Source organism: Gemmobacter nanjingensis (assembly GCF_014652195.1).
Classification (GTDB): Bacteria; Pseudomonadota; Alphaproteobacteria; order Rhodobacterales; family Rhodobacteraceae; genus Gemmobacter; species Gemmobacter caeni.
In genome coordinates this window covers 171,625-193,795 of sequence record NZ_BMYI01000003.1, presented here as the reverse complement: position 1 = coordinate 193,795, position 22,171 = coordinate 171,625, and the positions used below count along the sequence as shown (strand labels likewise).

The window sequence follows — 22,171 nt, the reverse complement described above, 5'->3', positions numbered from 1 at the left end:
CCGGGAGATGCGATGCTGAAAGTGGACCTCAATTCCGACATCGGTGAAGGTTTCGGCCCGTGGAAGATGGGTGACGATGCGGCGCTGATGGAGGTGATCAGTTCGGCCAATATCGCCTGTGGCTTCCACGCCGGCGACCCGGATGTGATGGCCGCGACCATGGCGCTGGCGCAGCGGCACGGGGTGGGGATCGGGGCGCATCCGGGCTTTGCCGATCTTCAGGGTTTCGGGCGGCGGCGGCTGGCGCTGTCGGCGGCCGAGGTCGCCAATCTGGTGACCTATCAACTGGGCGCCGCGCAGGCGATGGCGCGGGCGGCGGGGGGGCGGGTGCGGCACCTTAAGCTGCATGGGGCGTTGTCCAACATGGCTTCGGAAGATGCCACTCTGGCGCGGGTCTGCTATGAGGCGGCGCTGAAGGTGCAGCCCGATCTGGTGATCATGGTGCTGGCCGCCACGGCGATGGAACAGGTGGTGCGTGACCTTGGTTGCGCCTGGGCGGGCGAAATCTTTGCCGACAGGGCCTATGCCGATGACGCCACGCTGGTGGATCGCCGCGAACCCGGCGCGGTGCTGCATGATCCGGCGGTGATTTCCGGCCGTATCCTGACTATGCTGCGCGAGGGGGCGATCATCGCGGACTCGGGCAAGCGCATCCCCTGCCGGATCGACACGATATGTCTGCATGGCGATACGGCGGGGGCCCTGTCCATCGCGCGCGGTTTGCGCCGCGATCTTGAGGCGGCGGGCGTGATGATCGCGGCACTTTAGTCCGGCAGACGGATGCGCAGGGTGCAGCCCTGTGTATCGGGGCGCACCTCGGCGCTGCCACCGTGGCTTTGGGCGATGTCGCGCACAATGGCGAGGCCAAGGCCGCAGCCCGCCACCGTGTCATGGTCCAGCCGGTAGAAACGGTCGAACACCCTTTCATGCAGATGTGGCGGGATGCCGGGGCCGTTGTCGGCCACTTCAATCATCGCGGCATCCGGCGTGAACTCCACCCGCACCGCGATCTGTGCCTTCGGGCCTGCATAGATCTGGGCATTGTCCAGAAGATTGGCCAGCATTTCGCGCAGGAGTACGGTATCCGCCTGTATCGGGCGGGCCGTGCCGATGACATCAAAAGTGACCTCACCACCCCCCGCCAGGAAACGCGCGGCGAAGTCTCGGGTGACGTCGCCGGTCAATGCCACCAGATCGACCGTCTCGGACAGTGAGCGCAGATCGCGGCCCCGGACCCGCTCCATCGACAGAAGCTGGTTGGTCAGGCGTCCGGTGCTGCGCGCCGTGGTGACGACCTCGGCCAGTCGGCGCCGCAGGGTGGCCTCGTCAGGGGCGCTTTGGGCGGCTTCGGCCTGGGCCTGAAGGGCGGCGATGGGATTGCGGACCTGATGCGCGGCATCCGAGATGAAGGCGTCGCGCAGGGCAAAGGCGCGGGTCAGCCGCTGGAACAACGAATTGGTGGCCCCGACCAGCGTGCGCAATTCGGGCGGCACCCAGCGGCGGATCGGGCGCAGGTCATCCGGGCTGCGGGCGAGGATCGCCTCTTCCAACTCGCGCAGGGGGCGCAGGCCGAAGGTGATGCCGAACCAGACGAGCGAGGCCGCCGCGAGCACGATTAGTGAGAAATGCGCGATGGTCTGCGCAATCAGCTCGCGGCTGAAGGTATTGCGCTGCTCAACCGTCTGCCAGACTTCGATGGTGACAACGCCGGGCGTATCGGGGTCTGTGCCCGTGTCGATCAGCGTCAGCGCCCGTCCGGGCAGGCCATTCACCGTCGTGTCGAAATATAGTGGCACGCCGGGTTCGGGTTCCTTCCCTTCGGGGCGTCGGGGGGCGGCGGAATAGCCGGTGATATAGGCGCCGTCCGGCCCGGTGATCCGGTAATAGATCCGGTCGCCCAGCGATTGCGTCAGCGCTGCCAGCAACTGATCGGCCAGCATGTCGCCTTCGCTGAGCATCACATCGCGCGAAATGGTCAGGGCGACGGTGTAAAGCGTGTTGTCGTAGATCTGCCGGGAGAGGTGCGAGAATTGCACGAAGCGCGAAATGCTCAGCACCGTGGCCAGCACGACAAGCGGGGTGACCAGCAGCAGGAACAGCCGCCCGCGCAGCGACAGGCGCGACAGCGGGCGCTTCACGCGTTGTCCTCGTCCAGCATGTAGCCCAGCCCGCGCGCGGTGCGGATCGCCACGCCGGTATCCCCCAGTTTGCGGCGCAGGCGCGAGACCAGAAGTTCGATGGCATTCGGCTCCACTTCGGTGCCGGTGCCATAAAGCGTATCCGAGATATGTTCGCGCGCGACGATGCGACCGCGGTTTTCCAGAAGGCAGGCAAACAGCGCCATTTCACGACGGGGCAGGTCAATGGGGCCGGCCGGCCCGCTGAGCACGCGGGCCTCCCGGTCGAAGGACAGACTGCCGACGCTTTCTTCGCGTGCCTGAAGCATCGGTCGCCGCCGGGCGAGCGCACGCAGGCGGGCAATCAGCTCTGCCATCTCGAATGGTTTTACCAGATAATCGTCGGCCCCGGCCTCAAGACCCGTCACCCGCTCGGATGTTTTGCCCATGGCCGTCAGAATCAGTACGGGCGTGGCATTGCCGGACCGCCGCATGGCGCGGACGATGGACAGGCCGTCCAGACCCGGAAGATTGACATCGATGATGGCTACATCAACCCGCGATTGAGAAAGGAAGGCTTCCCCGTCCAGGCCATTCGCCAGATGGTCTACACCAAACCCATGATCTTGCAGGCTGTTTTTGATCGCATCCGCAAGTGGGGCGTTATCTTCGATAAGTGCGATTCGCATTTTCCGGCCGGACAGGTTCTGGACAGGTAGGGGCGCTAATAAGATGCCATCAAGCCGTGCCTCGGAGGAGAAGGCAAGGGCGGTAGGGCATGCGTAAAGCTGCCTGCCACGTCATGGGGAGGACAGAATGACCGATTTTACCACTTTTACCCGGCGCAGGGCGCTTGGTCTGGCACTGGCGGCGGCGATGCTTCCGGCTGGTGCGGGCGCGGCCTGGGCCGAAACCGATTTCTCGGGCAAGACGATCGAATGGATCATTCCGTTCTCGGCCGGCGGCGGTTCGGATACCTGGGCGCGCTTTAACGCGCCGCTGCTGGGCAAGTATCTGCCGGGCAATCCCACCGTTGTGGTGGTGAACGAGCCCGGCGGTGGCTCCACCAAGGGTGCCAACCTGTTTGCCGCCCGCGCCAAGCCCGACGGGCTGACGCTGCTGGGCACTTCGGGCTCGACCCAGTTTCCCTATCTGCTGGGCGATCCGCGCGTGAAATATGAATACAAGGACTGGAAGGTCGCCATGGCCTCGCCGACCGGCGGCGTTGTCTATGGGGCGCCGGGCCTTGGCATTGCCGCGCCCGCCGACATCGCCAAGCTGAAAGACCAGAAGCTGACCTATGCAAGTCAGGGCGCGACCTCGCTTGACCTCGTGCCGCTGCTGGGGTTCCGTCTGCTCGGGCTGGAAGTCCAGCATGTCTTCGGCTTCAAAGGGCGTGGCGATGGCCGTCTGGCCTTCGAGCGCGGTGAGACGAACATTGACTACCAGACCTCGTCGGCTTTCATCACCAACGTGACCCCGCTGGTCGAGGCCGGTCAGGCGGTTCCGCTGTTCTCCTGGGGGGTGCTGGACGAGGCGGGCAATATCGTGCGCGACCCGAACTTCCCCGACCTGCCGAGCTTCCCCGAAGCCTATGAAATGATGACCGGGCAAAAGCCGTCGGGTGCCGATTACGACGCCTATGTTGCCTTCTTCACCGCAGGCTTCCCGGCGCAGAAGATGGCTTTCCTGCCCAAAGATACGCCGGATGACATCGTTGCCACCTATCAGGCGGCCTTTGAGGCCATGAAGTCCGACGCGGACTATCAGGCCAACAAGGAAGCGGTTCTGGGCAATTACGAACAGGTGACGGGCGCGCTGGCGCAGGCCCTGTTTGAAAAGGGCACCACCATTTCGCCCGAGAACCGCAAGAATGTCGTCGACATGCTGGCGGCGGATTACGGGGTCCGGCTGGGCGAATGAGCCCTCTGCCATCCGGCTGACCCCTGGGGTGGCTTCGTGAGGCGGCCACCCCGCCCGACCTTTCCCCATTCCTGACCTGACCCAACCTCGGAGGACTTTCCGTGGCCGATACCCTATTTGCCGCGCTGCATGCGCTGCTGACCTTCGACCATCTGCTTTACATGTTTCTTGGCGTTGCCGTCGGGCTGGTGATCGGGGTGATCCCCGGCCTTGGCGGGATTGCGGGTCTGTCACTGCTGATGCCGTTTCTTTACGGAATGGATGAAATCTCGGCGCTGGCCATGCTGATCGGCCTTGTCGCGGTGATCCCGACTTCGGACACGTTCTCGTCGGTGCTGATGGGGATTCCGGGGTCGTCGGCCAGTCAGGCGACGGTGCTGGACGGTTTTCCGCTCGCCCGGCAGGGGCAGGCCGCACGGGCACTGTCGGCGGCGTTCATTTCCTCGATGTTCGGCGGGATTTTCGGCGCAGTCGTGCTGACCGGCTTCGTCGTGGTGGCACGGCCGCTGATCCTGATGTTCGGCTCGGCCGAACTGTTCATGCTGGCCCTGTTCGGCCTGTCGATGGTGGCGGTTCTGGCCGGTCGCAGCCTGCCCAAGGGGCTGGCGGCCTGTGCGGTGGGCCTGCTGATCGGCTCGATCGGCGGGGCACCCGCAACGGGCGAGTTCCGCATGACCTTCGGGCTGGATTATCTGTATGACGGTATTCCGCTGGTCATCGTCGGCCTTGGCCTGTTCGCCATTCCCGAAATTTCGGATCTGCTCCGCCGCAATGCCGCGATTTCCGACCAGCCTGCGCTGGGCAAGGGCTGGGGCGCGGGCTTCCGCGACTGGTACAGCAATATCTGGCTGTCGCTGCGCTGCTCTGGCATGGGCTGCATGATCGGGGCCATTCCCGGTCTGGGCGGATCGGTTGTCGACTGGATTGCCTATGGCCATGCGGTGCAGACCTCGAAAAACCCCGAGACCTTCGGCACCGGCGATCCGCGCGGTGTGGTTGCGCCGGAAAGCGCCAACAATGCGATGCAGGGGGGCGCGCTGCTGCCCACCATGCTGTTCGGCATTCCCGGCTCCGGCTCCATGGCGGTGTTTCTGGGCGGTATGGTCCTGCTGGGGATCGAGCCGGGCCCTTCGATGGTGCAGGCCAACCTGAACGTCACCTATTCGGTGATCTGGTCGCTGGCCGTCGCCAATATCATGGGGGCAGGCATCTGCCTTCTGCTGGCAGTGCCGATCTCGCGCCTGACGCAGATCCGCTTCCCGCTGCTGGCGCCCTTCATGATCTCGCTGATCTGCTTTGCCGCCTTCCAGGCAACGCGCGATATCGGCGACCTGCTGGCGCTGCTGTTCGTCGGCGTGGTGGGCGTTCTGATGAAGCGCTTCGGCTGGCCGCGTCCGGCCCTGCTGATCGGCTTCGTTCTGGCCCCGCAGGCCGAGACCTACTTCTATCAGGCGCTGCAATTCTACGACTGGGGCTTCCTCACCCGTCCGGGCGTCATCGTGATCGGCCTGATGGCGCTGGCTTCGGTGATCTTCGGCCTGCGCAACCGGGTTGATGACCAGGGGCATGTGGTTTCGGCAGATGCCGACACGCCGGAGCATGAAGGCCGCTGGACCTCGCGCGCGCCGCAGATCGTCTTTGCGGCACTGATGCTGGGCTTCCTGGCACTGGGGCTGACCGATGCGCTGGGGCAAAGCTTCCTTGCGCTGGTCTTCCCCGCCTCCGCTGCCGTTGTCGGGATCGCCATGGTCCTGTGGCTGCTGCCGGAACTGGTGGCAGGGCACCGCGGCCATGTTGCCCATTTCGACAGCGAACTGGATGGCGAGCTTGTCGGGCAACCCGGTTATGGGCGGCTCTGGGGGGGGCTGGGCTGGATCGGCGGGCTGGTGCTCGTGTCGGCTCTGGTCGGGTTCTACGCCGCCATGATCGCCTTCTTCCTGGCGTTCCTGCGTATCCGTGCCCGCGCAGGCTGGGTGCAGAGCGTGATCCTGACCGCCGCCGCCGCCGGTTTCATCCTGGGCATCGCCTACATGCTGAACCTGAACTTCCCGGCAGGGCTGCTGCAAGCGCAGCTTGATCTGCCGTGGCCGTTCCGCTGAGGGGGCCACCCATGAAGCTGCTGCTGCTTCCCGGTGACGGGATCGGGCCAGAGATCGCGGCCGCCACCGAAACTGTCCTGCGCGCCGTTGAGGCGCGCTACGGGCTGGGTCTGAGTCTCACGCGCCGCGATATCGGCTTTCCCGCGCTGGAGGCTGAGGGCACGACCATCCCCGATGCGGTGATCGTCGAGGCGCGCGGCGCAGACGGAGTGGTACTGGGGCCGGTGTCCCATAACGCCTACCCGCCGGTTTCGGCGGGTGGGCGCAACCCTTCCGGGGTTCTGCGTCGCGAACTGGAGCTTTACGCAAATATCCGCCCCGCCCTGTCGCGCCCTGCCGTGCCCCGCCCGGTCAGCGCTGAGGTCGATCTGGTGGTGGTGCGCGAAAACCTTGAAGGCTTTTACGCCGACCGCAACATGCATGAGGGCGGGGGCGAGTTTGCCCCCGAACCGGGTGTGGGTCTTGCCTTCCGAAAGGTGACGGCCAGGGCCTCGCGCCGGATTGCCGAGGCCGCCTTTGCTCTGGCCGAGACGCGGCCACGCCGCCGGGTGACGGCGATCCACAAGGCCAATGTGATGCGGCTGACCGACGGCATTTTCCTTGCCGAGGTGCGCGCCGTGGCCGCAGCCCATCCGGGCATCGACTATAACGAACTGCTGGTCGACGCCGCCGCCGCGCATCTGGTGCGGCATCCCGGGCGGTTCGACGTGATCGTTACCACCAACATGTTCGGCGATATCCTGTCCGATCTGGCCTCTGAACTTTCGGGCGGTCTGGGGCTGGCAGCGTCGCTGAACCTCGGGCCGTCCTACGCCGTGGCGCAGGCGCAGCACGGCTCTGCCCCCGATATCGCGGGGCAGGATCGTGCCAATCCCGTGTCGCTGATCGGATCGGCCGCCATGCTGTTGCGCCATCTCGGGGCAGGGGCGGCGGCGGCTTCGGTCGAAGCGGCCATCGACGCGGCCCTGTCCAGCCCGGAAACCCGCACCTGCGATCTGGGCGGGGCCTTGGGCACCCGTGCCTTCGCCGATCATCTTGCCACCCTCATTGTGGAGTCCTGACATGCGCCAGACCGCCATTCCCTTCCATTTCCTGCGCGGCGGTACCTCTCGCGGGCCGTATTTCAACCGGGCCGACCTTCCCGAGGACCGCGAGACGCTGGCCCGCGTGTTGGTCGCGGCACTGGGATCGGGGCACAAGCTCAACATCGACGGCATCGGCGGCGGTGCGGCAGTGACCACCAAGGTTGCCATGCTGTCGCGGTCGGAAAACAATGATGCCGACATCGACTATTTCTTCGCGCAGGTCTCGGTCGAGGACGGGCTGGTGGATTTCAAGCCGACCTGCGGCAATATCCTGTCGGGCGTCGGTCCTGCCGCGCTTGAAATGGGTCTGATCGTGCCGCAGGGCGATACGACGCGCATCCGCATCCGGTCCGTCAACACCGGGGCGCTGGTCGAGGCCGTGGTGGCCACCCCTGACGGCGCGGTGGAATACGAGGGCAGCGCGCAGATCGACGGCGTGCCGGGCGCGGCGGCGCCGGTGTTCCTGAACTTCATGGATGTGGTGGGCAGCGCCACCGGCAAGCTGCTGCCGACCGGCAATCTCCGCGACGTGATTGACAGGATCGAGGTCACCTGCATGGATGTCGCTATGCCCGTGGTCATTGCCCGTGCCGCCGATTTCGGCCTGACCGGGCATGAAACTGCCGCCGAACTGGATGAAAACCGCGACTTCTATGCCCGGATGGAGCCGATCCGGCAGGAAGCGGGGCGCCGCATGGGGATGGGGGATGTGACGAAGTCGGTCACGCCGAAATTCGCCCTTCTGGCGCCGCCGCGGAACGGTGGCACCGTCACCGCGCGCTATTTCATGCCGTGGAACTGCCATCCGACCATGGCAGTGACCGGGGCGCAGTGCCTGGCCTCTGCCGTGCTGACGCCGGGCACCGTGGCCGAGGGGCTGTTCACTCCGCCCGAGGGGCAGCCGGCGCTGGTGCTGATCGAACATCCGGGCGGCGCGATCGACGTAACGGTTGACTATGAGGCAGGGGCTGACGGGTTCCGCCTGCGCTCTGCCGGGTTGCTGCGCACGGCGCGGCTGCTGGCGCGGGGCGAGGTCTTTGTGCCCGGATCGGTCTGGGCCGGGCGCTGATGCGGGTTCATGTCCTTGACGACTGGGCCGATACCCTGCGGCATTTGCCGGGGTTCGCCCGGCTGTCAGGGCATGAGGTCACGATCTGGACCGACCGCGCGCCGGATGAGGCGGCGCTGGCCGAACGGCTGGCCGGGGCCGAGGCGCTGGTGCTGTTTCGGGAACGCACGGTGATCACCGCCTCGCTGCTGGACCGACTGCCGGGGTTGCGGATGATCTCGGGGCGCGGGGCATGGCCGCATGTGGATGTGGCGGCTTGTGCGGCGCGCGGTGTCACCTTCTGCTCCCGCAAGGCCGATGACATGCCGAACCATGCGGCGGCCGAGCTGACCTGGGCACTGGTGCTGGCGGCGATGCGCGATCTGCCGGGGCAGATGGCGGCCCTGCGCGACGGGCGGTGGCAGGCCGGTGTCGGGCGCAGCCTCCGGGGCCGCACCATCGGCCTTTACGGCGGGGGGCGTATCGCCCGGCTGGTGGCAGGATATGCCGGTGCCTTCGGGATGCCGGTGATCTGGTGGGGGTCCGAGGGAAGGCGCGCTGAACTGCGGGCCGCCGGTGAAACGGTGCCGGACAGCCGGGCCGCCTTCTTCGGCGGGGCGGATGTGATCTCGCTCCACCTGCGGCTGGTGCCCGAAACGCGCGGAGCAATCACAGCGGCGGATCTGGCGGCGATGCGACCGGGGGCGGTGCTGGTGAATACGGCCCGCGCCGGGCTGATCGCGCCCGGTGCCCTGCTGGCCGGGCTGGAGGCCGGGCGCCCGGCGCGGGCGGCGCTGGATGTCTTCGATGTCGAGCCGCTGACCGATCCTGCCGATCCGCTGCTGTGCCATCCGCGTGTGATCGCCACCCCGCATATCGGCTTTGTCACTGAAGACGAGTTCGACCTGCAATTCTCGGAAATCTACGACCAGATCAACGCTTTCGCCGCAGGGCAGCCGATCAGCGTCGTCGCATGAACAGTTTCGCCGCGACCGGGGCGCCGAGGATCACGAGGATCACCCGCGTCAGGTGATGCACGATGACGAAGCCCAGATCGGCGCCGGTGATGATGGCCAGCAGCGTCATTTCGGCCTGTCCGCCCGGGGCAAAGGCGAGGAACGCATCAACCGGCGGTGCCAGATGCAGCAGCGTGATCGCCTCGGTGAAGGCTGCCGACAGCGCGGCGAGGATCACCACGAAGGCGACGCCGGTTACGACGAAGCGCCGCAATTCACGCCAGGTGACGCCGACATAGCTGATGCCGATGCCGAGCCCGATCAGCAGTTGTGCCGCCATGATCGCCTCACGCGGGGGGCGCATGTGCAGCAATCCGCTGAGCGACAGGATTGCCGCGACGATCATCGGGCCAAGGATCGAGGCGCCGAACAGGCGCAGTTTCTCGGCCCCTTTCCAGCCTGCCAGCGCGGCGAAGAGCATCAGCCCGATCTGGTCTGGCGGCATGTCAATGGCCGGGGCGCCGATGGGGTGGCTGAGGCTGACGCCGTAAAGGTGGGTGGCGATGAAGGGCGCCAGCGTCACGATGATGAGCACGCGTGTCGCATGGATCAGCGACAGTGCCCGCACGTCGCCGCCCGCCTCCTGTCCGAAGACCACCATATCCTGCAACCCGCCCGGCATGGCGGCATACCAGGAGGTCACCCGGTCGAACCCCAGCGCGCGAAAATACGGAACGCCCACCAGCGCGATCAGCACGACGAACAGCGGCACCAGCGCCACGGTCTGCGCCATGCGGGGCAGGGCATGCACGACATCAGGCGTGATCGAAGCCCCCGCCGCCACCCCCAGCACCGTGCGCGCTGCGACCGAGACCTGCCCCATCCCGCGCAGATCAGCCCCGGCCAGGGCGGCGACCAGACAGGCGGTCAGGGGGCCGAACAGGAACGGCAAGGGCAGCCCGGCGAACCAGAACAGCGCCGCACCTATGCCTGCAAGAGACAAGGTCTTGATACGGATAGGGAAATCCTTGGTCATCACGATTCGCAGCTGCCTGTTGACTCGTTGTGTATGCGATTGTATCCACTTGGATACAGAATCGCAACCAGAGGATAGCATGACGGAGATCACCGAAGATATCCCGCAGGGTCAGCTGGCCTATCGCCGTCTGCTGGACGAGATCCGGCGCGGGCTGCTGCCGCCCGGCACGCGCCTGCGCGAGGTTGAACTTGCCGAGCGGCTGGGCCTGTCACGCACCCCGGTGCGCGAGGCCATGCGGCTGCTGGAAGGGGACGGGCTGGTCAGCCATCTGCCGCGCCTCGGCGCGACTGTGCGCAGCCTCGATTATGCCGAGATCATGGAGCTTTACGAAATGCGCGCCGTGCTGGAAGGCACCGCCGCGCGGCTCGCGGCGCGCGCCGCATCCGAGGTAGAGCTGGCCGAACTTCAGGCGCTGAACGCCGAATTTGCCGAAGCTTCGGCCGAGGAGGCGCGCGCGGCTGAACTGAACCGCCAGTTCCACATGATCCTGCAGGATGCCGCGAAGAACCGCTTTCTGATCAAGTCGATCGGTGCCCTGCAAAAGACCATGGCGATTCTTGGTCCGACGACGCTGATGGAACCCGACCGCGTGCAGGCGGCCGCCACCGAACATGCCCGCGTGCTGGAGGCGATGGCCGCCCGTGACGGGCTGCGCGCCGAGACAGAGATGCGCGCCCATATCGAAGCTGCGCAGCGGATGCGCCTGCGGGCGTTGCGGGCGCGTCAACCCAAGCTGGAAGAGGAGTGACCGATGTCCGAAGTGACCGGGATCTGGGATGTGATCGTGGTCGGTGGCGGCAATGCGGCGCTTTGTGCCGCGATCACCGCTGCCGAGGCAGGTGCGCGGGTGCTGTTGCTGGAGGGGGCGCCGAAGCCCTATCGCGGTGGCAATTCGCGGCACACGCGTAACTTCCGTTGCATGCATCGCGGCCCGCTGTCGGTGCTGACCGGCAGCTACGAGGAAGAGGAATATCTGCACGACCTTATGCTGGTGACGAAGGGCCGCACGGATGAATCCCTCGCCCGCTTTGCCATCCGCGCCTCCGAGGAATGCCTGCCCTGGATGGAGGCGCATGGCGTGCGGTTCCAGCCCTCGCTGTCAGGTACGCTGAGCCTGTCACGCACCAACGCCTTCTTCCTTGGTGGCGGCAAGGCGCTGGTGAATGCCTATTACGCCACCGCCGAGGATCTGGGCGTGCAGGCGGTTTACGAGGCGCAGGTGCGCCATATCGGGATCGAGAATGGCCGCTTTACTCATGTCGAGGTCGAAATTGCCGGTGGCCCGCGTCAGCGGATCGAAGGGCGCGCGGTGGTTCTGGCCTCGGGCGGCTTCCAGTCGGACCTCGACTGGCTGACCCGCGCCTGGGGGCCGGCGGCAGCAAATTTCCTCATCCGGGGCACGCCCTACAACCGGGGCGTGGTGCTGCGTGACATGCTGGACCAGGGCGCCGAAAGCGTGGGCGATCCGACGCAATGCCATGCCGTCGCCATCGACGGCCGTGCGCCGAAGTATGATGGCGGCATCGTCACCCGGCTGGATTGCGTGCCCTTCTCGGTTGTGGTGAACCGCGATGCCGAGCGGTTCTATGACGAGGGCGAGGATGTCTGGCCCAAGCGCTATGCCATCTGGGGGCGGCTGGTGGCCGGTCAGCCCGATCAGGTTGGTTTCGCACTGATCGACGCAAAGTCCATCGACCTGTTCATGCCTTCGGTTTTCCCGCCGGTGAAGGCGGATACCATTGCGGAACTGGGGGAGCGTCTGGGGCTGGACGGGCAGAAGCTGTCGCAGACCGTGGACAGCTTCAATGCCGCCTGTCGCCAGGGCCGGTTCCATCCGACCGAACTGGACGGGCTGGCGACCGAGGGGCTGACCCCGGCCAAGACCAACTGGGCGCGCCCGCTGGATACCCCGCCCTTCTATGGCTACCAGCTGCGCCCCGGTGTGACCTTCACCTATCTGGGCCTGAAGGTCGATGCCACCGCACGGGTGCAACATCCTGCTACGCCGCTGGAAAATGTCTGGGCTGCGGGCGAGATCATGGCCGGCTCCATTCTGGGGCAGGGCTATCTCGCCGGGTTCGGCATGACCATCGGTACCGTCTTCGGCCGCGTCGCAGGGCGCGAGGCCGCCGCTTTCGTCAATTCCGGAGCCCGCAGCAATGCCGCTTGATACCCCGTCCCTTGCGCAGGAAGCGCGCCGCCAGATCGAGATCTGCAATGCCTGCCGCTATTGCGAAGGCTTCTGTTCGGTCTTTCCCGCCATGACCCGGCAAAAGGCCTTTTCCGATGGGGACCTGACCCATCTGGCGAACCTCTGCCATAACTGCCGCGGATGCTACTACTCGTGCCAGTACACTCCGCCGCACGAGTTCGACCTGAACCTGCCCGCCGCCCTGGCCGAATTGCGTCAGGACAGCTGGGAGCGGCTGGTCGGCCCGCGCTGGCTGTCGCAGGCGTTCCACAGCAGCGGCGGGCTGATTGCTGCGGCGCTGGTGGCGGCGCTGACGCTGCTGATTGCGGTGCTGAGCCTGCGGGAGCCGGGCGAGGGCGCAGGCTTCTACGCTTTCCTGCCGCATGAGGCGATGGTGGCGCTGTTCGCCCCGGCCTTCCTGCTGCCGCTCGTCGCGGTCGTGCTCGGCCTGCGCCGCTACTGGCGGGAAAGCGGTGCGGGGCCGTTGCGCCTGCGCGGCGTGCTGGCGGCGTTCACCCAGGCGGCGCGGCTGCGTGACCTGTCGGGCGGGCAGGGGCAGGGCTGCAACTTCGAGAAGGAAGAGCGTTATTCCAACGCCCGCCGCTGGTTCCATCAGGCGGTGATGTACGGCTTCCTGCTGTGCTTTGCCTCCACCGGCACGGCGACGCTGCTGCACTATCTGCTGGGGATGGAAGCGCCGTATCCGCCGCTGAGCCTGCCGAAGCTTCTGGGCATACCCGGCGGGGTTCTGCTGGTGATCGGCACGATCGGCCTTGGCTGGCTGAAAACCCGCGCCGAACGCAAGATGGGCGCCGCGCGGGTCTGGGGCGGCGAGATGGGCTTCATCGTGCTGCTGGGTTTCGTCGCGGCGACGGGGCTGGCGCTCTACGCCGCCACCGGCACCGGTTGGGTCGCGCCGCTTCTGGCCGTGCATCTGGCCGCAGTGCTGAGCTTCTTTCTGCTGCTGCCCTATACCAAGATGGTGCATGGCTTCTTCCGCCTGACCGCGCTGATTGCAGAACAGACGCTGCAAGCCCGGAAACAGGGCTGACCGGCCCGCTGGCTTCCGGGGACGATTGTTCGCCCCCGGAACCGGCCCTAGGGATGGCCGTGCGGCTGGCCCATATTGCCATGGATCAGGGCCTTGCTGGCATCCTCCATGCCGCCCACCTGTTCCAGTGCCATGCGTTCGGCATCCCGCGCGCGGACATCGGCAAGCGTTTCCTCCACGATTTCCGGCGTCTCGCCCAGACGGGTCAGCGCCTCACGCCCCATCACCAGCGCCGATTCATAGGTTTCGCGGATCTGGAAAGCCGCCCCATGCCGGACCAGTTCCTGCGCATGCTGGCGCGTCAGGGCGCGGGCCAGAACCGGCACCATCGGAAATTCGTGTCGCGCCAGCTCGACGATCTGGGAAATCACATCGCGGTCTGATGCGGCGACAATGATCAGGCTCGCCTCATCCGCCCCGGCAGCATGCAGGATATCCAGGCGGCAGCCATCGCCATAAAACACCTTGAAGCCGAACCGTTCGGCATCGCGGATGGCCTGCGGATCGGTGTCGATGATCGAGAGGCTGTGACCGCGCGCCAGAAGCGGCTGACTGGCGATCTGGCCGAAGCGGCCGAAGCCGATCAGCAGGACCCGCCCGGTCAGACATTCCACCTCTTCCACGCCTTCCAGCGATGCCGCGATCCGGGGCGTCAGCCTGCCATGAAGAATGATCATCAGCGGCGTCAGCACCATGGAGATGATGATGATGGCGGTGAGATTGGCATTCCATTCCGGCGTGAGGATGCCGAACTGGGTCGCGGCAGCATAAAGCACGAAAGCGAACTCGCCGCCCTGCGCCATCAGCACTGCACGCTCCAGCGCCTCGTCCTTCGGGGCCCTGGTAATGCGGGCCACGACATAGATCACCAGCATCTTCAGGATCATGAAAGCCGGAACCGAGATGGCGATGACGGCCCAGTTGGTTGCGATGATGTTCAGGTCCAGCGCCATGCCGACGCCAAGGAAGAACAGACCCAGCAGCAAGCCCCGGAACGGTTCGACATCCGCCTCAAGCTGATGACGGAAACTGGATTCCGAGAGCAGAACTCCCGCAAGGAAGGCGCCCATCGCCATGGACAGGCCGCCCGCATTCATCAGGACGGCGGCGCCCAGCACCACAAGCAGCGCGGCGGCGGTCATCACCTCGCGCGCGCCGAAACGGGCCAGCAGGCGGAACATCGGGTCCAGAAGATAACGCCCCGCCAGAACCAGCGCCGCAATGGCCGCCAGACCGATGGCGATACCCTCCAGCCGGTCGGTCAGGGTGGCATCACCGCCACCGGGGGCGAGGAAGGCCACGATGGCCAGCAGGGGAACAATGGCCAGATCCTCGAACAGCAGGATGGCAATGATCCGGCGGCCCCGTGGCTGGGCCATCTGTCCCCGGTCCTGAAGCAACTGCATCACGATGGCTGTCGAGGTCAGCACGAAGCCGGTGCCGGAGACAAAGCTCGCCTCGACCGGATAGCCCAGCGTGATGCCGACCCAGATCAGCGCGAAGATGGCCAGACAGACCTGAAGCGTGCCCAGCCCGAAGATCTCGCCCCGCATGGCCCAGAGCCGTGAGGGCTGCATCTCCAGTCCGATCACGAAGAGGAACAGCACGACCCCCAGTTCGGCGACATGGAGGATTGATTGCGCATCGTGGAAGAAGCCCAGACCATAGGGGCCGATTGCCAGCCCCGCTGCCAGATAGCCCAGAACCGACCCCAGCCCGATGCGGCGAAACACCGGAACCGCCACCACGGCCGCGGCCAGCAGCACGACGATGGGAACGAGGTCAAAGCCGTGATGCGCGGCTTCGGTCGCGGCGCCTACAGGATCGGACATGGATCAGCCTTTCAGTTGCCAGGCGGTGAGGGCGGCCACTGCAGCCGGAACGGCAAAGACCAGTGCCAGAATCGGCAGTTCCTGTGCCAGGGTGTAGCCGGCGCGGGTGACGCCAACCCACATGTTGACCAGTGCGACACCAGCCCAGGCCGGGACAAACCATTTTGCCGCCACGGCGATCCCGGCGGCGTCATGGCCCCAGAGCCGCCCGAACAGCGCAAAGACCGCCAGAAGCAGCAGCCCCGCGAAAATCACCATTACCATATGCATCCGTTCACTCCTTGCGCGTCGGCGCGCCTTGTCTTTGCGCAGTAGGTCGGAACTGCGCCGGTCCGTAAAGCCCCTGCCTTCGGCGGAGCGTGATATCCTGATCAGACTCTGCGGACGGGTCGGATAGCTGTTCCTGACAGGACTGCGGGAAGGAAAAGCGGCCCGACCTCTGGGGAAGGCCGGGCCAGACGGGTTGTCACCTCGCGGTGAAGCCGCCGTCGACGGGGATCATCCGCTCCGCCCGCCCGCTGCCCTCGGGGACGAGAGCAGGGGGGCCGGAACGGGTGCCCCGATTTTGGCAAGGTTTGCCGCTGTTGCCGTCTGCCTTGCCTGCCGCGAACAGCGCATTCGGCGCGCTGATCCGCCCTGAGCCGCGAAGCATGGCCGCCATGCGGGCGGCCCTTGCTTCCGGCCCGGCCTGCACGTCGGACGGTTGAGAGGTGCAGGGGCTCAATACGCATTCCACTCGCTATACCTTAAACATGGATCTGCAATTTATATTCTGGAACTCGTCGAAAAATCCGGCGATCCTGACTTCACCTGTCGGAATGTTCGAACAATGGACCGGATCGACCTCTATCGCATTTTCGCCCGCGTGATCGAAACCCGCAGCTTCACCCGTGCGGCCGATACGCTGCACATGCCGCGGTCCAGTGTCTCGACCGCGATTGCCGAGCTGGAGGCGAGACTGGGCGCGCGTCTGCTGAACCGCACGACCCGGATGGTCGCGCCCACCGACGAAGGGGCAGAGCTTTACGAACGTTGCCTCGTCTTTCTGGCCGAGAGCGAGGAACTGGAGACGATGTTCCGCTCCGCCTCGCGCCGGATCGAGGGGCGTATCCGCGTCGATGTGCCAGGCCGCATCGGGCGGCTGATCCTTGCCCCGGCTCTGCCGGAGTTTCTGGCGCTGTGGCCGGGCATCCGGGTCGAGCTGGGGATGACGGACCGTGCAGTCGATCTGGTCGGCGAACGGGTGGACATTGCCCTGCGCGTGGGGCCGCTGCGCGATTCCGGCCTGCGCGCCCGGCGGGTGGGGGAGATTGCCCAGATCAATGTCGCGAGCCCCGGTTATCTGGCGGAATACGGTCTGCCGATGTCACCAGATGATCTCGAACAGCATTGGCAGGTTGCCTATGCCTCGCCTTCAAACGGGCGGTTGATGGACTGGGAATGGCAGGAGGGAGGCCAGACCCGGTCACGTCCGATGCCGTGGCGGGTATCGGCCAACAGCGCCGAGGGCTATATCGCCTGCGCGCTTGCGGGGCTGGGGCTAATCCAGATTCCGGCTTATGACGTAGCTGCGCACCTTGCCTCGGGCGACTTGGTCGAGATCCTGCGCCAGCATCGGCCAGAGCCGATGCCGATGCACCTGCTATTCCCCGGCAGCTTGCGAACCATGCGGCGCCTGACGGCGTTTTCCGACTGGATGGAAGCCGTGCTGCGCCGCAGCCTGTGATACGAGCAGGGGGGGCAGCCTGTATCCGGCAGGAGAGGAATATCCTCAGCTTCTCCGGCAAGCTGGATCAGCCCGACTCAACGCATAAGAAAAAGCAACCTTTCGCAACGGGTTGAAAGGCAAGGCGGTGGTTCAGCAAGTTAGCAGCCCGACCACGAAATCGGCGCGTTGCCGGATATCGGTGCGGGGAAGTTCCGTGATCTCGTATCCGAGTGCGGCGTAGGTTTCACGCATGATTGCGCAGGTTGCTTCGGCTTCGGTGCGGCCTTGCCTGCGCTCGGTATCCTGCGTGAAGATCGCGTCCCAGTGCGGGGCCAGAAAAACCCTGCGGTTGTAACGGGTTGCCTTGGCTGCCGTCGTAAGCCTGGGCGGCGGCGTAAGCCCGCAGAGCCTCAGATAGCCCAGGACATCGGGGATGGCCCGGTCAAAGATCACAGGCCCGGCAAGGCCCTGTGCCGTGTGGTGGGCGTGGAGGTCACGCTGAAGCATCCTCTCGGCATAGCTGACGCGATCTGCCCAGGGGAGGGCGCTGCCGCCGGATTGCATCTCGGCGCGGATGATCGCGCGACCGGCTTCGGGAACCGTATGAAAGCCGCGGCGGGCGAGTTCGGTGATCAGGCTGGTCTTGCCCGCACCAGGGCCGCCCGTCACGACGAAGAAATGGTCACTCATGGGCCATCCTCGGGTTTGACAGGGGGAAGGGCAGTGCCACCATCAGCGCGCCCTGTGCGTGGACCGAAGCGGTATGGGTGGTTGGGAGGAAACGGCACAAGCCGCTATGAAACCAGAAGCATCTCACCTCAAAGAGGCCGCGCAACTCTGATTTTGTATCGGTTTATTTGGTGGAGCCAGGGAGGATCGAACTCCCGACCTCTTGAATGCCATTCAAGCGCTCTCCCATCTGAGCTATGACCCCACCGGGTATCTTCGCGTTTTACTTTCGATCTGGGCGACCGAACCGCGTCGATGCGGGCTATCTATGGGATGGCGCGGAGGGCTGCAAGCAGAAAATTCATCCCTCCGCACCAAATTTTCAGACGTCTTCCTCGTCCCCGGCCACATCGGCCAGTTCGTCCAGCGACACATTGTCGTCGGCGTCGTCTTCCAGCAGATCATCGTCCAGATCGTCGTCGTTGCCGACGCCGGCTTCCAGCAGATCGTCATCGGTATCCAGATCGTCGACCAGCGTATCGTCATCCTTCTCGGGCGTGCGCGAGACGGTCGAGGCGGCGAGTTTGCGCCGCGCGCTTTCGATATCCACGATCTCGCCCGTGTAGGGGCTGACGATCGGCGTCCGGTTCAGGTCATAAAAGCGCTTCCCGGTGGTCGGGCAGAGGCGCTTCGTCCCCCATTCTTCATTGGGCATGGTATTTCCCTTGAAACTGGCCATAAGGGCGGCCGGCTGAGCCAGCGAATGCTGGCCCATGCCACAGTGAGACGGCGCTGTCAAAACCTTTTGCCAAGGTTGCGCCCTGCGGCCATCTGGCTATCTTCTGGGAAAAAATCAAGAGGCGTCCATGCCATTGCTGCCGAGTTCCGACCCCGCGCTGCCGCCGGTCGAGATCACTTTGCGCCGGTCGGCGCGCACGCGGCGGTTTTCGCTGCGTGTCTCGCGGCTTGACGGACGTGTCACGCTGTCGCTGCCCCAGCGCGCGCGCGAATCGGATGCGCTGGCCTTCGCCCGGGAACAGGAAGGCTGGATTCGCCGGGCGCTGCGCACTGTGCCCGAGGGGCGGGATATCCGCTTCGGCTCGGTCTTCCCTGTCGAGGGGCAGGGGCTGGTGCTGCGGCCGGGTCCGGGACGAACCATCCGGCTGGCGGATGATTCGCTTTTCGTGCCGGGGGAGGGGGCGCAGTTGCCGCAACGGCTCGGGGCCTGGCTGAAACACCGCGCGCGAGACCGGCTGGCAGCAGCCTCGGATCTGTATTCAGGGCGGCTGGGTCGACCCTACCGCAGCCTTACCTTGCGTGACACGCGGTCGCGCTGGGGCAGTTGCACGCATGACGGGCGGCTGATGTATTCATGGCGGCTGATCCTCGCGCCGCCTGCTGTGCTGGATTATGTCGCCGCGCATGAGGTGGCGCATCTGGCCGAGATGAATCACTCCGACGCCTTCTGGGCCGAGGTGGCGCGGCTTTGCCCAGGTTATCAGGCGCCCCGGCGCTGGCTGAAAACCGAAGGGCAGGTGCTGCATGCCTATCGTTTCTGACGGAGGTATTGACCCCGCCCCGCTGCGGGTGTTTCGCTGAGACCACCATGCAGACGCCCCGACCCAGCGATACCGCCGCCGCCCATGAACGGCTTTACCGCAGCCTGCGAACGCAGGTGATGCATGGCGAACTGGCTCCTGGTCAGGCGCTGACCCTGCGCGGTCTCGGCAAGCAATACGGCGTGTCGATGACACCCGCGCGCGAGGCGGTGCGGCGGCTCGTGGCGGAAGGGGCGTTGACGCTCTCGTCGTCCGGTCGGGTCGCGACCCCCGAACTCGGACCGGAACGGATCGAGGAACTGGCGGCCATTCGCGCCCTGCTGGAGCCGGAACTGGCCGCCCGCGCCCTGCCGCGCGCCCATTTCGCACTGATTGACCGGCTGACGGCGATCAACGTCGCCAATGCCGAGGCGGTGGCCCGGCAAGATTCGGTGGCCTACATCCGTACCAACCTCGAATTTCACCGCACGCTCTATCTGCGGGCACAGGCGCCAGCGATGCTGGCCATGCTGGAAACCGTGTGGCTGCAACTGGGGCCGACGATGCGCGCGCTATATTCGCGCCTGCGCCGGAACGAACCCCCGCAACATCACCGCATGATCCTTGCCGCCCTGCGCGCGGGCGACGAACCGGCGCTGCGGCTGGCGGTGCGTACCGATGTGACGCAAGGTCTGCGGCATCTGGCCAGCTGACGTATCGCAACACTCGCGGGTGGATTTGACCCTGATCAAGTCACTTGCGGGGACTTGGGCCTATGACGGATCAAACCCGGAATGGAGGCCCCCATGCGTGACCGTCTGCTTGCCCTTTTCGCCCGCTGGCGTGCCTTGCAGGAAATCGAGGCGATGTCAGATCGTGATCTGGCGGATCTGGGCATGACCCGTGACCAGATCCTCGATTTCGCCAGCGCGCCCGCCGATACCGAACAGCGCATGGCGGCCATGGCCCGCATCTTCGGCCTGAGCATGGACGAGCTTCGCCGGGAATATGCCACCTATCTTGATATGGTGCAGACCTGCGGCCATTGCAGTGCCCGGCGTCAGTGTTCTGACACGCTGGCCCATGCAGCGCAGGCCCATCCCGAGGATTGCGGATTCTGCCCGAATGCCCGCGATTATGCGGATCGTGCCGCGATGAAGTCCGTCCGCGCCGCCTGACCCTGCGGCGGGTGTTCGGGGGCCTTCCCCTCGTGGCGTCCTCGGCTATAGTCCGGGGACGACAGGAGAAACGTGCATGACCATCCATATCGGAGCCAAACCAGGCGATATTGCCGAAACCGTCTTGTTGCCGGGCGATCCCTATCGCGCCCGCTGGGCGGCACAGACCTTTCTCAAGGATGCCGTTCTGGTGAACGAGGTGCGCGGAATGCTGGCCTATACCGGCACCTGGAACGGGCATCGCGTGACGATCCACGGCACCGGCATGGGCATGCCGTCGCTGTCAATCTACGTTAACGAGCTGATCCGCGATTACGGGGCGCAGACGCTGATCCGCATTGGCTCAGCCGGGGGCATGCAGCCGCATGTGAAAGTGCGCGATGTGGTGCTGGGGATGTCGGCCTGCACCACGGGCACGCCCTCCAGCACGATATTTCGCGAACTCAACTATGCGCCGACCGCGGATTTCGGGCTGTTGAAAGCCGCGTGGGAGGCCGGGCAGGGCAAGGGGATCGGTCTGCATGCCGGGCAGATCTATTCCTCCGACACCTTTTATGACGAACGGCCAGACCTGAACGAACAGATGCAGCGCCATGGCGTGCTGGCGGTGGAGATGGAGGCGGCGGAGCTTTATATCCTCGCCGCCCGCTATGGCCGGCGCGCGCTGGCAGTGCTGACCATCTCGGACCACCTGCTGACGCATGAGGCGCTGCCGTCGGACCAGCGTGAGCAGAGCTTCGGCGATATGGTCGACATCGCCCTGACCGCCGCCTTCGCCTGAGCGCGACGCAAGAGTTTTCCTTAAAACTCTTGCAAATTCCTTGAGGAAGGAATTTGCGCGGGGCTGGTGCCTCAGGGTGCCCGAAGGGCCCGCGCGACCCGCTCTGCCGGGTGGCCGGGCTTCAGCGACCGCGCCGACCACAGGCGCAGCGCCGTGGGCAGGCGCACCCGCTGCGGCAGCGGAGCCACCAGTTGACCGCGCGCCAGATGCCCGGCGACCAGCGATCCATGCGCCATCAGCACGCCCGCGCCATTTGCCGCCTCTTCCACCGCCAGCGCATAGAGCGAAAACACCGGGCCACGCGGGCGAAAGGCGGTGTCAGGCATCGCGACGGCAGCCCAGATCCGCCAGTCCTCTGCCCAGGCGCTGTCGATCAGACAGGGTAGGACCGCCAGATCCTCGGGTCGTGTCAGCCGTGCCGCCAGTTGCGGTGCGCAGACCGGAAAGATGTCCTCCTCTGCCACCAGCCAGCCTTCTTTCCCCGGAAACAGGCTCAGGTCATAGGGCGCGCGTTTCAGGTTGGGCGGGGCCTCCATCGCGGTGATGGAGATTTCGACACCCGGCATCCGCGCCCGAAGCCCCGGCAGCCGGGGCGACAGCCACAGTTGGGCCAGAGCGGGCAGGGTGGCGATATGCACGATCTTCGGCGCGGCTTCGGCCCGAAGGTGGTGCACAGCAAGCCCCAGCGCATCGAAAGCGGCGGTGAATTCAGGCAGCACCCGCGCGCCAGGGGCTGTGAGCTCCACCCCCTTCGGCCCGCGCGTGAACAGCCGCGCGCCCAGCCGCGCCTCCAGCGCCTTCACATGGGCGGTGACCGCACCTGGCGTCACACCCAGTTCCAGCGCCGCAGCGGTAAATCCGCCCAGCCGGGCGGCGGCTTCGAAGGCGCGCAGGGCGGTTAATGGCAGATCCGCAGGGCGGGGTGGGGAGACGGGCATGGCAAGGCTCAGATTTCC

The 22,171-nt window shown here is 65.8% G+C and carries 22 protein-coding genes and 1 tRNA gene; 14 read left to right on the top strand and 9 right to left on the bottom strand.

Annotated elements, in window-relative coordinates:
* The first annotated feature begins 12 nt into the window (after positions 1 to 12).
* Entirely contained in the window at positions 13 to 768 is a 756-nt protein-coding gene (locus IE126_RS08700; protein ID WP_108128421.1) for a LamB/YcsF family protein, read from the top strand.
* Here IE126_RS08700 and IE126_RS08695 read toward each other — a convergent pair.
* On the bottom strand, positions 765 to 2,138 hold the full coding sequence (locus IE126_RS08695) for a sensor histidine kinase (RefSeq protein ID WP_108128422.1): 1,374 nt from the start codon (positions 2,136 to 2,138) through the stop codon (positions 765 to 767). The two genes, IE126_RS08700 and IE126_RS08695, sit on opposite strands and share 4 nt — an antisense overlap.
* A complete protein-coding gene (locus IE126_RS08690) occupies positions 2,135 to 2,806 on the bottom strand; it encodes a response regulator transcription factor (RefSeq protein ID WP_108128423.1) in 672 nt (223 codons plus the stop codon). Before IE126_RS08690 ends, IE126_RS08695 begins: the two co-directional genes overlap by 4 nt.
* Positions 2,807 to 2,933: 127 nt before the next feature.
* On the opposite strand from IE126_RS08690, the gene IE126_RS08685 reads away from it, so the two are divergent.
* The 5 genes from IE126_RS08685 to IE126_RS08665 all read left to right on the top strand — a co-directional run bounded on the left by IE126_RS08685 (position 2,934) and on the right by IE126_RS08665 (position 9,249).
* The gene (locus tag IE126_RS08685) at positions 2,934 to 4,040 is read left to right on the top strand and encodes a Bug family tripartite tricarboxylate transporter substrate binding protein (protein ID WP_054301569.1); all 1,107 of its coding nucleotides are present in this window, start codon (positions 2,934 to 2,936) and stop codon (positions 4,038 to 4,040) included.
* 161 nt (positions 4,041 to 4,201) lie between these two features.
* Positions 4,202 to 6,139, top strand: coding sequence for a tripartite tricarboxylate transporter permease (locus tag IE126_RS08680; protein ID WP_108128572.1), 1,938 nt, complete (start codon positions 4,202 to 4,204; stop codon positions 6,137 to 6,139).
* A gap of 11 nt (positions 6,140 to 6,150) precedes the next feature.
* Positions 6,151 to 7,200, top strand: coding sequence for an isocitrate/isopropylmalate dehydrogenase family protein (locus tag IE126_RS08675; RefSeq protein WP_189380726.1), 1,050 nt, complete (start codon positions 6,151 to 6,153; stop codon positions 7,198 to 7,200).
* Between the two features lies 1 nt (position 7,201).
* Positions 7,202 to 8,293 (top strand): 4-oxalomesaconate tautomerase, encoded by a 1,092-nt coding sequence (locus IE126_RS08670; RefSeq protein ID WP_189380725.1) that lies wholly within the window; start codon positions 7,202 to 7,204, stop codon positions 8,291 to 8,293.
* Positions 8,293 to 9,249 carry a D-2-hydroxyacid dehydrogenase family protein gene (locus IE126_RS08665; RefSeq protein WP_189380724.1) on the top strand — a complete coding sequence of 319 codons (957 nt, stop codon included), beginning with the start codon at positions 8,293 to 8,295 and terminating at the stop codon, positions 9,247 to 9,249. The genes IE126_RS08670 and IE126_RS08665 overlap by 1 nt, the downstream gene beginning before the upstream one ends.
* Here IE126_RS08665 and IE126_RS08660 read toward each other — a convergent pair.
* Entirely contained in the window at positions 9,233 to 10,264 is a 1,032-nt protein-coding gene (locus tag IE126_RS08660; RefSeq protein WP_108128427.1) for an AbrB family transcriptional regulator, read from the bottom strand. The genes IE126_RS08665 and IE126_RS08660 overlap by 17 nt on opposite strands.
* A gap of 79 nt (positions 10,265 to 10,343) precedes the next feature.
* Between IE126_RS08660 and IE126_RS08655 the strand changes: the two genes are divergently transcribed.
* Genes IE126_RS08655 through tcuB form a run of 3 tightly spaced genes read left to right on the top strand, consistent with a single transcriptional unit; the run spans position 10,344 to position 13,509 of the window.
* A complete protein-coding gene (locus IE126_RS08655; protein ID WP_054304088.1) occupies positions 10,344 to 11,015 on the top strand; it encodes a GntR family transcriptional regulator in 672 nt (223 codons plus the stop codon).
* Positions 11,016 to 11,018: 3 nt separating this feature from the next.
* Positions 11,019 to 12,437, top strand: coding sequence for an FAD-dependent tricarballylate dehydrogenase TcuA (gene tcuA / locus IE126_RS08650; RefSeq protein WP_308429974.1), 1,419 nt, complete (start codon positions 11,019 to 11,021; stop codon positions 12,435 to 12,437).
* Positions 12,427 to 13,509, top strand: a complete 1,083-nt coding sequence (gene tcuB / locus IE126_RS08645; RefSeq protein ID WP_189380723.1) for a tricarballylate utilization 4Fe-4S protein TcuB — start codon at positions 12,427 to 12,429, stop codon at positions 13,507 to 13,509. Before tcuA ends, tcuB begins: the two co-directional genes overlap by 11 nt.
* A gap of 47 nt (positions 13,510 to 13,556) precedes the next feature.
* Here the strand turns inward: tcuB and IE126_RS08640 are convergent, their stop codons facing one another.
* Both IE126_RS08640 and IE126_RS08635 read right to left on the bottom strand, forming a co-directional pair.
* On the bottom strand, positions 13,557 to 15,341 hold the full coding sequence (locus tag IE126_RS08640; RefSeq protein WP_108128429.1) for a monovalent cation:proton antiporter-2 (CPA2) family protein: 1,785 nt from the start codon (positions 15,339 to 15,341) through the stop codon (positions 13,557 to 13,559).
* A 3-nt stretch (positions 15,342 to 15,344) separates the two neighbouring features.
* The gene (locus tag IE126_RS08635; RefSeq protein WP_054304085.1) at positions 15,345 to 15,611 is read right to left on the bottom strand and encodes a hypothetical protein; all 267 of its coding nucleotides are present in this window, start codon (positions 15,609 to 15,611) and stop codon (positions 15,345 to 15,347) included.
* A gap of 559 nt (positions 15,612 to 16,170) precedes the next feature.
* Between IE126_RS08635 and IE126_RS08630 the strand changes: the two genes are divergently transcribed.
* Positions 16,171 to 17,067, top strand: a complete 897-nt coding sequence (locus IE126_RS08630; protein WP_108128431.1) for a LysR family transcriptional regulator — start codon at positions 16,171 to 16,173, stop codon at positions 17,065 to 17,067.
* A gap of 132 nt (positions 17,068 to 17,199) precedes the next feature.
* Here the strand turns inward: IE126_RS08630 and IE126_RS08625 are convergent, their stop codons facing one another.
* The 3 genes from IE126_RS08625 to IE126_RS08615 all read right to left on the bottom strand — a co-directional run bounded on the left by IE126_RS08625 (position 17,200) and on the right by IE126_RS08615 (position 18,433).
* Entirely contained in the window at positions 17,200 to 17,739 is a 540-nt protein-coding gene (locus IE126_RS08625) for an AAA family ATPase (RefSeq protein ID WP_189380722.1), read from the bottom strand.
* Positions 17,740 to 17,907: 168 nt separating this feature from the next.
* Positions 17,908 to 17,983, bottom strand: a tRNA-Ala gene (locus IE126_RS08620).
* Positions 17,984 to 18,100: 117 nt separating this feature from the next.
* Entirely contained in the window at positions 18,101 to 18,433 is a 333-nt protein-coding gene (locus IE126_RS08615; protein ID WP_054304104.1) for a TIGR02300 family protein, read from the bottom strand.
* A gap of 151 nt (positions 18,434 to 18,584) precedes the next feature.
* Between IE126_RS08615 and IE126_RS08610 the strand changes: the two genes are divergently transcribed.
* The 4 genes from IE126_RS08610 (at position 18,585) to deoD (ending at position 21,215) form a co-directional block, all read left to right on the top strand.
* Positions 18,585 to 19,277 carry a M48 family metallopeptidase gene (locus IE126_RS08610; RefSeq protein ID WP_189380721.1) on the top strand — a complete coding sequence of 231 codons (693 nt, stop codon included), beginning with the start codon at positions 18,585 to 18,587 and terminating at the stop codon, positions 19,275 to 19,277.
* Between the two features lie 47 nt (positions 19,278 to 19,324).
* The gene (locus IE126_RS08605; RefSeq protein ID WP_054304080.1) at positions 19,325 to 19,969 is read left to right on the top strand and encodes a GntR family transcriptional regulator; all 645 of its coding nucleotides are present in this window, start codon (positions 19,325 to 19,327) and stop codon (positions 19,967 to 19,969) included.
* Positions 19,970 to 20,062: 93 nt separating this feature from the next.
* A complete protein-coding gene (locus IE126_RS08600) occupies positions 20,063 to 20,434 on the top strand; it encodes a DUF6455 family protein (RefSeq protein WP_158640683.1) in 372 nt (123 codons plus the stop codon).
* 76 nt (positions 20,435 to 20,510) lie between these two features.
* On the top strand, positions 20,511 to 21,215 hold the full coding sequence (deoD, locus tag IE126_RS08595; protein WP_108128434.1) for a purine-nucleoside phosphorylase: 705 nt from the start codon (positions 20,511 to 20,513) through the stop codon (positions 21,213 to 21,215).
* A 71-nt stretch (positions 21,216 to 21,286) separates the two neighbouring features.
* Here deoD and IE126_RS08590 read toward each other — a convergent pair whose 3' ends face one another.
* Positions 21,287 to 22,153 carry a LysR family transcriptional regulator gene (locus IE126_RS08590; RefSeq protein WP_189380720.1) on the bottom strand — a complete coding sequence of 289 codons (867 nt, stop codon included), beginning with the start codon at positions 22,151 to 22,153 and terminating at the stop codon, positions 21,287 to 21,289.
* Positions 22,154 to 22,171: the final 18 nt, after the last annotated feature.